General features: G+C 64.2%; 8 protein-coding genes. 4 read left to right on the top strand and 4 right to left on the bottom strand.

The window, feature by feature from the left end; all coding sequences use genetic code 11:
• Positions 1 to 28: 28 nt before the first annotated feature.
• On the bottom strand, positions 29 to 580 hold the full coding sequence (locus E4631_RS01905) for a hypothetical protein (protein WP_133658401.1): 552 nt from the start codon (positions 578 to 580) through the stop codon (positions 29 to 31).
• A 318-nt stretch (positions 581 to 898) separates the two neighbouring features.
• Here E4631_RS01905 and E4631_RS01910 point away from each other — a divergent pair, with 318 nt between their 5' ends.
• Positions 899 to 2,386, top strand: a complete 1,488-nt coding sequence (locus E4631_RS01910) for a murein hydrolase activator EnvC (RefSeq protein WP_240734600.1) — start codon at positions 899 to 901, stop codon at positions 2,384 to 2,386.
• A 149-nt stretch (positions 2,387 to 2,535) separates the two neighbouring features.
• Here the strand turns inward: E4631_RS01910 and E4631_RS01915 are convergent, their stop codons facing one another.
• Positions 2,536 to 2,970 carry a nucleoside deaminase gene (locus E4631_RS01915; protein WP_133658402.1) on the bottom strand — a complete coding sequence of 145 codons (435 nt, stop codon included), beginning with the start codon at positions 2,968 to 2,970 and terminating at the stop codon, positions 2,536 to 2,538.
• A 180-nt stretch (positions 2,971 to 3,150) separates the two neighbouring features.
• A complete protein-coding gene (locus E4631_RS01920) occupies positions 3,151 to 6,837 on the bottom strand; it encodes a gliding motility-associated C-terminal domain-containing protein (protein WP_133658403.1) in 3,687 nt (1,228 codons plus the stop codon).
• 48 nt (positions 6,838 to 6,885) lie between these two features.
• On the opposite strand from E4631_RS01920, the gene E4631_RS01930 reads away from it, so the two are divergent.
• From E4631_RS01930 to E4631_RS01940, 3 genes are all read left to right on the top strand, one after another.
• A complete protein-coding gene (locus tag E4631_RS01930; RefSeq protein ID WP_166648145.1) occupies positions 6,886 to 8,154 on the top strand; it encodes an endonuclease/exonuclease/phosphatase family protein in 1,269 nt (422 codons plus the stop codon).
• Positions 8,155 to 8,358: 204 nt separating this feature from the next.
• On the top strand, positions 8,359 to 9,888 hold the full coding sequence (gene cysS / locus E4631_RS01935; protein WP_205704190.1) for a cysteine--tRNA ligase: 1,530 nt from the start codon (positions 8,359 to 8,361) through the stop codon (positions 9,886 to 9,888).
• A 65-nt stretch (positions 9,889 to 9,953) separates the two neighbouring features.
• Positions 9,954 to 10,979 (top strand): M28 family peptidase, encoded by a 1,026-nt coding sequence (locus tag E4631_RS01940; RefSeq protein ID WP_133658406.1) that lies wholly within the window; start codon positions 9,954 to 9,956, stop codon positions 10,977 to 10,979.
• Between the two features lie 84 nt (positions 10,980 to 11,063).
• Here E4631_RS01940 and E4631_RS01945 read toward each other — a convergent pair whose 3' ends face one another.
• Positions 11,064 to 11,648 (bottom strand): DinB family protein, encoded by a 585-nt coding sequence (locus E4631_RS01945; protein WP_133658407.1) that lies wholly within the window; start codon positions 11,646 to 11,648, stop codon positions 11,064 to 11,066.
• Positions 11,649 to 11,726: the final 78 nt, after the last annotated feature.

Raw genomic sequence — 11,726 nt, forward strand, 5'->3', positions numbered from 1 at the left:
TTTATGCGAGTAAGGGCAGAAGGGAGAGTTATAGTTGGTAGTCGAAGCGGCCTTGCGTGGCTTTGATAGTATCACAGCCGGGCTGATAAAGCTTGAAATTGAACGTGCCCGCGATGATGCCGGCTTTCTGGTCTAGCCGGGTAACAGTAAGCTGACCATCCATAGAAAAATTGCTTTTGATGTAGTAGCCGTACTCTTGGCAGTTACCATTAATTCCTGAGTTATAATAGGCCCCTGCCGGCCCGTTATTGTCAAAGTTATATACACCTGTCTTGTTGACAGAAGTGCTGCTAATTAAGAAATACTGATTTGTACCTGCCGATGGAATAAGTCGGTATACCCTGATTGCCAAGTTGCCACCAGCATAACCGGAGTCATAAGTAGTGATAAAATTAGGCTTACCATCATAGCCGCTAGGGGTCCAGGGCTGTCCATTGAGCAGGCAGCCAAAGGTGCCCGCGCCAGTCTGGGTAGCGGGCGGCAGTTGGTCTTCGGGCTTGGCTGGGCCGGAGTCGCTTTTCTTGCACTGGCTCAGGCTCAGCAGGGCGGCCAGTAGCAGGGGGGTAGGGAGCAGGCGCATGAGGCAGGAAGAGCGTTTGAGCAGAAATGCTGAGCCAAACTAGTTCAGCCTAGCCAAGCGGCGCAAGCCGAAATTGCAGCTAATTAGACTTTTGACAAGTCAGAATAGACGCTCCACTCTGACTGAGAAAAAGCCTTGGCATAGCTTTAGGTCAGGAAATAATTGCGGCTAAAAGTGACTTTGCAAATAGTATAAATAAGCAGCAATAGCTGCGTTGGCGCTCCGTAACCAGGCTGGTTCGCGCGGCGGCCCGGATAAGCCCGGCATTCGTGCGTTATTTTGTGGGGCGGTGGCCTGCCCGCCGCGCCCGCTTTGTTTGTGACTTTTCTCCTACCCCTTCTGTTGCGGCGCATTGGGCCGGCCCTGCTGCTGCTGGCGCTGCTGGCGCCGCCTGCCGTGGCCCAGCGCCGTCGCCCGGCCAAAAAGCCCGCCCGCTCGGCCAAGCCGGCCCGCGCCCCGCGCCCGGCCCGCAAGGCGGCGCGCCCTACCCCCCGCCCGCGCGGCAAGAGCAAGGCCCAGCTGGAGCGCGAGCGCCAGGCCAACCTAGCGCGCATTGCGGAGGCGGGCCAGGTACTGACCCAAACCACCCAGAAGAAGCAAGCGTCGCTGGGCCAACTCAACGTCATCAAGGAAAAGCTGACGGTGAAGCAGGGCCAGATTCAGCACATCTCGACCCAGCTGCAGGGCATCGAAACCAATGTGCACCAGACCGTGAAGCAGGTGCTGAGTACCCAGGAGCAGCTGGCGCGCCTTAAGGCCGAGTACGGCCGCCTGCTTTACACGGCCGCCAAAACGAGCGGCGGCTTCAACCAGCTCATGTTCCTGTTCGCGGCCGAGTCGTTCAACCAGTTTGTGCTGCGGCTGCGCTACGTGCGCCAGTACACCGAGGAGCGCCAGCACCAGGCCCTGCGCATCCTGGGCGCCCAGCAGCAGCTGAGCCACGAGCTCGACGGCCTCACGCAGCAGCGTCAGCGCCAGAAGAGCCTGCTCACCAATCAATTAGTGGAGAGCCGCAATCTGCAAGGCCTCAAGCAGGAGCAGGATGAAGTAGTGCAGCAGCTGAGCCAGCAGGAGCAGGGGCTGCGCCAGGAGCTGGCCCAGCGCCAGCAGGCCGTGGCCCGCCTCGACGACCTCATTGCCCAGCGCGTGCGCGAAGAAATAGCCCGCGCCGCCCGCGAGGCCCGCCTGGCTGCGGCGGCGGCCAAGCGTCGCGCCGACCGCGCCGAGGCCGCCGCCCGCCGCCGCCGCGCTACCCCCACCCGCCACGACGAAGCCACCGCCAGCGCCGCCGATGATGATGCCGGCGCCAACCCCGAAAACGACGCGCCCGAAGAAACCAGCGCCGACCGCCGCGCCAGCCGCGTGGCCCTCACCCCCGAAACGGCCATGCTCTCGTCGGGCTTTGCCGGCAACCGGGGGCGGCTGCCCTGGCCGGTGGCCCACGGCTTCGTGGCCCAGCACTTTGGCCGGCACCCGCACCCGGTGCTGCGCCACGTCACGGTCGATAACCGGGGCGTTGATATCCAAACTAATAACGGCGAGCCGGTGCGCTCCGTGTTTGCGGGCCGGGTGCTCACCGTGGCCCAGGTGCCGGGCATGAACACCATCGTCATGATTCAGCACGGCGAGTACTTCACGGTGTATGCCAAGCTGCGCTCGGTGAGCGTGCACGAGGGCCAGCAGGTGAGCGCCCGCGAAGAAATCGGCACGGCAGCCCTCGACGCGGATGGCACCGCGCAGGTACAGTTTCAGGTGTGGCGCAACTCCGCTAACCTCAACCCCGAGAGTTGGTTGGGGCGGAAGTAGGGGGGGTAGGGAACAAAATCGTCTGTCATTGCGAGCGCAACGAAGTGGAGCGCGGCAATCTTTCCTACACGTTGGAGTTACTATCACAACGTTAAAGGAAAGATTGCCGCGCTCCACTTCGTTGCGCTCGCAATGACAAACGGGGCTTATTACAGCTCCATAATATCCTCGTTCCAGAGCGCTGGCTCGGCCTCAATAAACTCGCGCATCAGTTCGATGCACTCGGGCGAGTTGAGGATTTCGACCTCCACGCCGTGCGCCTGCAGAAACTCCAGCGACTCGCCGAAGGTCTGGGCCTCGCCCACTACCACTTTGGGGATTTTAAACTGCACGATGGTGCCGGCGCACATGTAGCAGGGCATCAGCGTGGTATAGAGCACCGTGTCGCGGTAGGTGCGCTGGCGGCCGGCGTTGCGCAGGGCGTCCATTTCGCCGTGGGCGATGGGGTCGAGGTCCTGCACGCGCTTGTTGTGGCCGCGGCCCACGATGTCGTCGCCGCGCCGCAGCACCGAGCCAATCGGGATGCCGCCCTCGCGGCGGCCCTGGCGCGCCTCGTCGATGGCGGCTTGCATGAAAGTATCCATTTTATGTGTTTGGTTTGTTGTTGTGAGTTGATTGTTAATAGTTTGTCCTTGCGAGCGCAACGAAGTGGAGCGCGGCAATCTTTCCTTTGACGTTGTGATAGTAACTCAAACGTGTAGGAAGGATTGCCGCGCTCCACTTCGTTGCGCTCGCAAGGACAAACGGCAATAAGTTAAACAAACTTACCGCACCACTTCCACCCAGCCCTTGATAGTGGCCGAGCCATCGGGCGGGGTGAGCAGGTAGTAGTAGATGCCGGCGGCTACGCCCGCACCGTCCCAGGTATTTAGGTAGGCGGCGTTTTCGTACACCTGCTGGCCCCAGCGCGAGAACACTTGCAGGCGCGGCGGGCAGCCACCCAGGCGCGGGGCAAACAGGTCGTTCTGGCCGTCGCCGTTGGGTGTGAATACGTTGGGAATCAGCATGTCTTGTACCACCACGGGGGGTAGGGCCACGGCGTTGCCGCAGCGGTTCTGGTTGAAGCTCAGCGTCACGCGCGGCCGGTAGGTGCCGGCTTTCAGGTAGGTATGCGTCACGTCGAAGCCCGTGACCACGGCCGTGCTGTCGTCGCCGAAGTTCCAGGTCAGCACCGCGTCGGGGGGTAGGGAGGCGGGGTCCTGGTAAAAGTGCACCACCAGCGGCGCCACCGAGCTGGGCACGCAGGCACCCGGCACCAGCGCCGGGGCCAGCACCGCCGGCGCTAGCAGCGTGATGCGCCGCGTGCCCACCACCGGGCAGGCCGTGCCCGCGTTCACAGTATAAGTGAGTACGAACGTGCCCGGCGCAGCCGGCGGCGTAAATAAGTTGCCCGCCGACACGCCCGGCCCCGCCCACACGCCGCCCGCCGGCGTGGCCCGCAGCCGGAACGCCTGCGCGCTCCCGGGGCACAGCACCGTATCGGCGGCCATAGCCACGGTAGCCGTGCCCAGCACCTCGATAGTGGTGCTGGCCTGGCTGCCCACATTGCCGCAGGCCTGCACCGCCGCGATGGTATAGGTGAGTCGCTGCGCGCCTACCAGGGCCTGGCTTGGCGTAAAGAAGAAGCCCGCCGCCACCGAGCCCGACACGCCCGGCCCGCTCCAGGTGCCGCCGCCCGGCGTGCCGGTGGTGAGGGGCACGGGGCTGTTGTTGGCGCACACGGTGGGCAGGGCGGCGGCTATAGCCTGCGCCGCGCTACTTACCGTCACGGTCAGCCGGGCCTCCACGGTGCAGGCGCTGGTGGCGCCCGGCACCGTGTAGGTGAGCTGCTGGGTGCCGGCCAGGGCGGGGGTAGGGGTGAACACAAAGCCCGCCGTGGCCGAGCCCGTTACGCCCGGTCCGGTCCAGGCGCCGCCGGCCGGGGTGCCGCTCAGCTGCAGGGGCGGCGAGTTGTCGCATACGGCCTGGCTGGGGCCCACGGCAGCCACGGTGGGTTCAAAATTGAGCTTGAAGGCGGCGTTGTTGCAGGGCGTGTTGTAGCCGGGTAGGGCCACGCCGCCGTTGGTGGGCGAATATGAATACGCGCCCGGCGGTACCGGAAATCCGTTGCGGTTGAAGCACGAGCACACCGCCGCGTACACGATGCCGCGCGGGTCGAAGCGCGAGGTGCCGCCGTCTACGTGGTCGCCCTCTGAGTAGGGGGTAGGGTCGCCGTAGTAGGTGGCGTAGCTCAGGGCGGTGAGGCCGGGCGCGAACTGGGCCAGGTAAAAGTCGGAGCCCGCGCCCGGCGTATCGGGCGTGGTGCGCACGGCGTTGGCGGTGGTGGGTAGGCCGTGAGTGTAGCCGTTGTTCGACACGTAGCCGCTGTAGCTGTAGGCCTGCTGGTTCACGTCGCCGCCCCAGCCGCAGGCGTACACCCGGTCGCACTGGTCCACTAAGAAGGCAGTGGGCGAAATGTCAATCGTGCTGCGTCCGCTACCAAACACCGTGCTCAGCAGCATCTTATCCAGGTCGGGGCTCAGCTTCTGGATAAACTGCCGGCTGCCCGCGTTGCTATATACGCCCGCCGATACTGGCCAGGCGCCCAGCGTTTGGCCCAGAATGTACACCCCGCCATCGCCCCCCAGCTGCGCAAAAAATGCCTGGTCATAAGCGCTGGTACCCAGGTAGGTAGCCCGCTGCACGGCGCTGCCGTTGGCCGCGATGCGGGCTACGAAGCCATCGACGCTGCCCCGCGCCTGCGCCTGGTAGCCGCCCGCCGTGCTCGGAAAATTGGTGCTGAGCGTGCCGCCCGCCACGTAAACGTCGCCGCTGGCGCTAAGCTGCACCGAGTAGGCCGCGTCGGCGGCGGTGCCTCCCAGGTAGCCGCTCCACACCAGGCTGTTCAGCGTGGGCGAGAGCTTGGCTACCACCGCGTCGCAGGTGCCGCCCCGGAAGCCGGTGCCAAAGCTGCCGCTGGTCACCGGAAAGTTGGTCGAGCTGGTTACCGACGCCACGTACACGTTGCCCGCCGCATCGGTCAGGATGTCGCCGCGCAGCGCGTCGCCGTAGTTCTGCGGCAGCTGCCGGGTGGCCGAAAGTGGATTGTAGGCCGCAATGCCATCGTTGCCGCTGCCGCCCAGGTAGGTCGAGGCCACCAGCGAGCGGCCGTCGGCGCTCAGGCGCGAAATCATGAGGTCGGTGCCATCCGCGACCCGGTAGATGGGGGTAGGCGCGTAGCCAAACGGGTCCACCGACTGCCCGCCCGCGAAGCTGCGCTGCAAGGCACCGCTGGTGGTTGGGTAGTTGGTCGAGGACGTACTGCCGAGCACCAGCAGCTCGTTCTGGGCATTCACCACCAGGCTGCTCGGAAAGTCAGCGCGGTTGCCGCCCAGGTAGGTAGCCCACACCCGGGCCGCCGCCCCGTTCACGGCCGGATTATACTTGATAAGCGCCATGTCGATGATGCTGCCAAAGGTGGTTTGAAACGCGCCCGCCGTAGTAGGGTAGCTCGGAATAGCCACCATATCATCGAGCACAATGCCGCCTGAGTAGAGGTTGCCCGCCGCATCGTAGGTCGCCGTGAAGCCCCAGTTACTGCCCTTGGCCCCCGAGTAAGTCGAGAACACCACTGTGGGGTCAATCACCAGCGGGCGGCCGTGGTCATATGCCCCCAACTCAAACGACACCCGCGCCGCCTCCGCATCCAGGCGGTAGCGGCAGCTCACCGGCTGCCGCGCCCCGGTGGCCGGGTCGAGCTGATAGGCGTGGGGTAGCAGCTCGGTCAGCTCGCCCACTGAGGTACCCACGTGCAGCTGCCCATCGGCGCTGAGGGTGAGGCTGGTAGCACCTTCGTAAAGCAATTGCACCCGGCCCGCATCAGCTCCGGCTGCCACCTCAAAATCGTATTCCAGGTGCTGGGTCGCGTTCTCATAAAAGCGGGCGGCCACGCCGGGCCACGGCGCCTCGTAGCGCACCTGCCGGTAGCTGGGCACGGCCTGGGCCCACTGGGCGGGGTCGGCGCCGTGCAGGTAGTTGCGCACCTCGGCGGTGGCCTGGCTGGGCAGCAAGGGGGTAGCCGTATCGGCTCCCGCGAAGCGCACGCGCAGCTGGTGGCCGCGAACGGGCGCGGCGGCCTCGGTGGGGGTAGGGGCCACCGAGGCGGTGCGGGCGCCGACCTTCGCCCCCGCCTTGGCCAACGCGCTGCCCTGCTCGCCCAGGTGCGGGTGCGCAATGGGCTCCAGCAAAATGTAGCGCAGGCCGCTCGGCTCCAGGCACAGGTGGCCGCCCGGCACGGACGCCGCGTAGCGCACGGCACCGGGCCACTGGCCGCGGTTGGCCACAAACTCCAGGCTGGGCGCCGCGTCGGGCAGGGCCGTGGGCGCGGCGGGCTGGCCGGCGGGCAGGTGCTGGCCGTGCGCGGCCGCGCTCAAGGCCACTAAACAGAGACTAGCGTAAAACTTTTTCCACATAAAATAGGCCGTAAGCAATCTAGTAGTAAAGCTAAGCCTCGGCGGGCCATGCCGCAACTGGTCGGCGGCGGCCGGGCGCGGCGGGCGTATTTTTGCCGGGTCGGGGGCCAGTTGGCGCGCCGCCGGCCCTTTGTGCGTCACTTGCTGTCCTACCGTTTTACCCTGCTAGTGCTGCTGGGCCTGCTGCTGAGCGTGGCCGCCGAGCGGGTGCCGGCCGGCCAGCTAGTGCTGGCGCCACTGCTGGCGCTCACGGTGCCGGGGTGGTTGGTGCTCACGGCGGGGGTAGGGCTGTTTTGGGGGCTGCGGGCGCGGCGCATCGCGCTGCTGCCGCTGGCGGCGCTGGTGCTGGCCTGGCCGCAGGTGCAGCGTGGCCTACCGCTGCACTTCGCTCAATTAGCAATGAGTAATGAGCAATTAGCAATTGATGGTCAGTCACTAGGGCCAAGAAACCAAAAACCAGGAACCAAGCGCCAGAAACCAGCTACTACTCTGCGCCTGCTCTCCGCCAACGTGCGCATCTTCAACGTGTATGCGCAGCTGCGCAAGCCCGACCCGGCGGCTCCGACCAGGTTTATCGAGTGGCTGGCCGCCAGCCCGGCCGATGTGCTGTGCCTGCAGGAGTTTTACAATGAGCCAGCCGGCACCAGGTCTTCTGATGGCGACTTGTTCCGGGTGGGCGAGAAGCTGGGGGAGGATATTGGCCGGCAGGTATTCATCTCGAAGAGCCTGACTAACAGTGTAGGCGCGGAGTTTGGCCTGGCTATTTTTTCGCGCTTGCCCATTGTGGGGCGGGGCGAAATTGCCTTTGGCCGCCTCAGCCAGAACCACGCCATGTGGGTCGATGTGGCCGGCCCCGGCCCGCACGATACCGTACGCATTTTCAACGCTCACCTCCAGAGCATGAGCCTCGATGAAAGAGACATCGTGACGGCCGGCTCCAGCCGGGCCGGCCTCAAAACCAAGGGTAGGGGCCTGCTCGGGCGCTTCGTGCGTGGCGCGGCGGCCCGCGCCTGGCAGGCCGATACGCTGCTGGCCCACATCAGCCGCTCGCCCTACCCGGTGCTACTGGCCGGTGACCTCAACGACGTGCCCTATTCCTACGCCTACAACGCCCTGGCTGGCCCGCTCCAGAATGCCTGGGCCACCGTGGGCTTCGGGCCGGGCAACACTTACCACGGCCGCCTACCCCCCCTGCTGCGCATCGACCAGCAGTTTGCCGGCCCGCAGTGGCAGGTGCTGGCCTGCCGCATTCACGATGAAATTCCGTATTCCGACCACTTTCCGGTGGAGGGGCTGTATCGGTTGAAAGGTCTGTAGGGTAAGCTTTAGCTTGCCGGGCGTTGGCTGAGGGGTGGGCTTTCGCGTGCCCGGCCGTTTGGCGAGGCGCCCGGCAAGCTAAAGCTTACCCTACAAGTGAGCGCTACTTGCCAAACTTTGCCGGACCTTTGCCGTTGGCTACTGCCCGCTTATCAACCATCAGCCCGGCTGATGCCTGATATTGGATGACTGATAACTGAAAAAATGCTGACGCTCTATAATACGCTGTCCCGTAAAAAGGAATCCTTCGAACCGCTGCACCCGCCGCTGGTGGGCCTCTACCTGTGCGGCCCCACCGTATACAACGATGCCCACCTGGGCAACGCGCGCGGGCCCATCGTGTTCGACGTGCTCACGCGCTACCTGCGCTACCTGGGCTACCAAGTGCGCTACGTGCGCAACATTACCGACGTGGGCCACCTCGTGGGCGATGGCGACGAGGGCGAAGACAAACTGGCCAAAACCGCCCGCGCCCAGAAGCTGGAGCCCATGCAAGTAGCCCAGCACTACACCGTGCGCTACCGCCAGGCCATGGCCGCGCTGGGCTGCCTACCCCCCGATATCGAGCCCCAGGCCAGCGGCCACATCACGGAGCAAATCGGGCTGATTGAGGAAATTATGGGCCGCGGCCTGGCCTACGAGGCCAACGGCTCGGTGTATTTCGACGTGCCCAAGTACAACGCGGAGGGCCTGAACTACGGCCGCCTCTCGGGCCGTGTGGTGGAAGAATTGCTGGCCAACACCCGCGCCGAGCTGGCCGGGCAGGAAGAAAAGCGCTCGCCCCAGGACTTCGCGCTCTGGAAAAACGCCGCGCCCGAGCACCTCATGCGCTGGCCCTCGCCCTGGGGCATGGGTTTCCCCGGCTGGCACCTCGAGTGCTCGGCCATGAGCCGTAAGTACCTCGGCGCCGCGTTCGATATTCACGGCGGCGGCCTCGATTTGATGTTTCCGCACCACGAGTGCGAAATCGCGCAGAACGAGGCCAGCAACACGCCCGGTACCGGCGCGCGCTTCTGGCTGCACAACAACATGCTGACCGTGAACGGCCAGAAAATGAGCAAGTCGCTGGGCAACTTCATCACCCTCAACGAGTTCTTTCAGGGGAGTAGCGCGGCGTTGTCGCAGGCGTATTCGCCCATGGCACTGCGCTTCTTCTTCCTGCAAGCCCACTACCGCTCGCCCATAGACCTCTCGGACGATGCCCTGCAAGCTGCCCGCAAAGGCTACCGCAAGCTCATGAACGGCCTGCGGCTACTCGATAAGCTGCTGCCCCTGAGCACCGAAACCGAACGCGCCGAGGTCCCTACCCCCTCCGAAACGGCCAAGCCCGGCCCACCCTCGCCCGAGCAGCAGCTGCGCAACCTGGCCGCCAAGCCGTTCGAGTTTCTGAATGACGACCTGAACACGCCGCGCGCGCTGGCGGCTTTGTTCGACCTGCTCAAGCGCTTCAACACGCTGGCTACTACCCCCGCCGCGCTGGCCGAAGTCAGTGCCGAGGCTGTGACCGAAGCCGCCGCCGCCTACCGCGCCGTGGTGGTCGATATCCTGGGCCTGCGCGACGAGCCCCGCGCCAGCGCCGAGGAATTGTTGACGCTCGCGCTGGGTTTCTACCAGGAAGCCAAGTCGGAGAAAGCCTACGACAAGGTGGACCAGATTCGCAGCGCCCTCAAAACCCAGGGCATCGTGATTAAGGACACCAAAACCGGCGTTGAGTGGGCCTATAGCGAAGAGTAACCCCACACCGCGAACTGAAAGCCGGCGCAAGCCAAACACTGCGTTTTAACCCTGCGAGACACTGCGTGAAAAACATCCTTCCCCGCCTGGGCCTGCTGGCCGCCGCCGTAACCCTGCTCACGGCCTGCCCCTCCGAAAAGCCGGCCGAAGTGGCTACCCCTCCCGCCGCAACCCAAGCGCACCCTACCCCGGCTTTCAATGCCGATTCGGCCTACGCGTTCACGGCCAAGCAGGTGGCGTTCGGGCCGCGCGTGCCCAACTCGAAAGCGCACATTGCCTGCGGCAATTACCTGGTAGCCAAGCTCAAGCAGTTTGGGCTAACCGTGCGCGAGCAGCCGTTTGAGGCCATGACCTTTGACGGTACCCAGATTAAGGGCCGCAACATCATTGCCCAGTATCAGCCCACGGCAGCGCGGCGCATCGCCCTGTTTGCCCACTGGGACACCCGGCCCTTCGCCGATGCCGACAAGGAGCACAAAAATGCCCCCATGGATGGCGCCAGCGACGGCGCCAGCGCCGTGGCCGCCGCCCTCGAAATAGCGCGCGTGCTCAGCCTGCAGCCCGACAGCCTGGCCCCCAACGTGGGGATAGACATTATGCTGATGGATGCCGAGGACTGGGGCCATGAGGATAGTACCCAGTCTGATATCAAGGACCAGCTCGACGAAACCAATGGCAACTCGTCGTGGTGCCTGGGCTCACAGTATTGGGCCAAGCACTTGGTGCCCGCCGGCTACAAGGCCGAGTACGGCATTCTATTCGACATGGTGGGCGCCAAGGGCGGCCACTTCACCCGCGAAGGTACCTCGCTGAACAACGCCCGCTCAGTAGTAGATAAAATATGGAATACGGCCGCCAAGCTAGGATACTCCGACTATTTCCTGTTTAAGGATACGGGGGCCATTCTCGACGACCATGTATACACCAACCAGGCCGGCGTGCCCACGGTAGACATCTACGACCACCCGGCTTTCGGCGAGGAGTACTTCCCTGCCTACCACCACGCCACGGGCGACAATATGAGCATCATCGACCGCAAAACCCTGAAAGCCGTGGGCCAAACGGTGCTGCAAGTGCTGTACCAGGAGTAAATAAGAGCAGTTGGCGTAATGGAGGTAATGTTGTTCTAACTGCTTGAACAACATTACCCCCACTACGCCAACTGCTCCTACTGCTTATTTATTGGCCGTTTCTTTGGTCACTTGCTCAGCCTGCTTCACGTAGCGCTGAATGTGGGTAACGAGCGCCTCCAGCACATCGGTGAGGCGCAGGCGCAGCCAGGGGTAGAGCGGGTTGGGAATGCGCACGGCCCCGGCATCGACCTGGCGGGCCAGCAGCAGCAGGCGCAGCAGCTCGTCGAGCTGGCGATTGAAGGCCTCGACTACGGTGCCGGTGAGGCGCACGCCGGTGGGCGCAAACTGTTTGGGGCGGCGCAAGAGGTTGTCGCCCAGGCCATTATTTTTTTGGGCCGTTTCGGTGAAGTAGCGGCCTAGCCAGCCGCTGCGCACCTGCGGGCTGGCCGTAGAGCCGCTGGCCTGTGCCTGGCGCAGGCGCGTTTTGAGGCTAGGCAGGTAGTAGCCGCCCACAATGTTGAGGTGCTCCAGGCACTGGGCGGCGCTCCACTTATCATACGCGGGCCGGCGGTTGAGCTGCTCCGAATTGAGTGGCCGCAACCGCTGGTAGGATAGCACCCGCAGGGACAGCACCTGGTTGGTGAGCCGGTCGAAAAACTCGGTGGTATCACGTTCAGAGGCACTCATAGTAGGATAAACAGCAGACAACGCGCTAGGTTTGAGTTGTAATATTACGGCACAGGCTGGGAATAGACTCAACCTACT

This window comes from Hymenobacter sp. UV11 (assembly GCF_004684095.1).
Lineage (GTDB): Bacteria > Bacteroidota > Bacteroidia > Cytophagales > Hymenobacteraceae > Hymenobacter.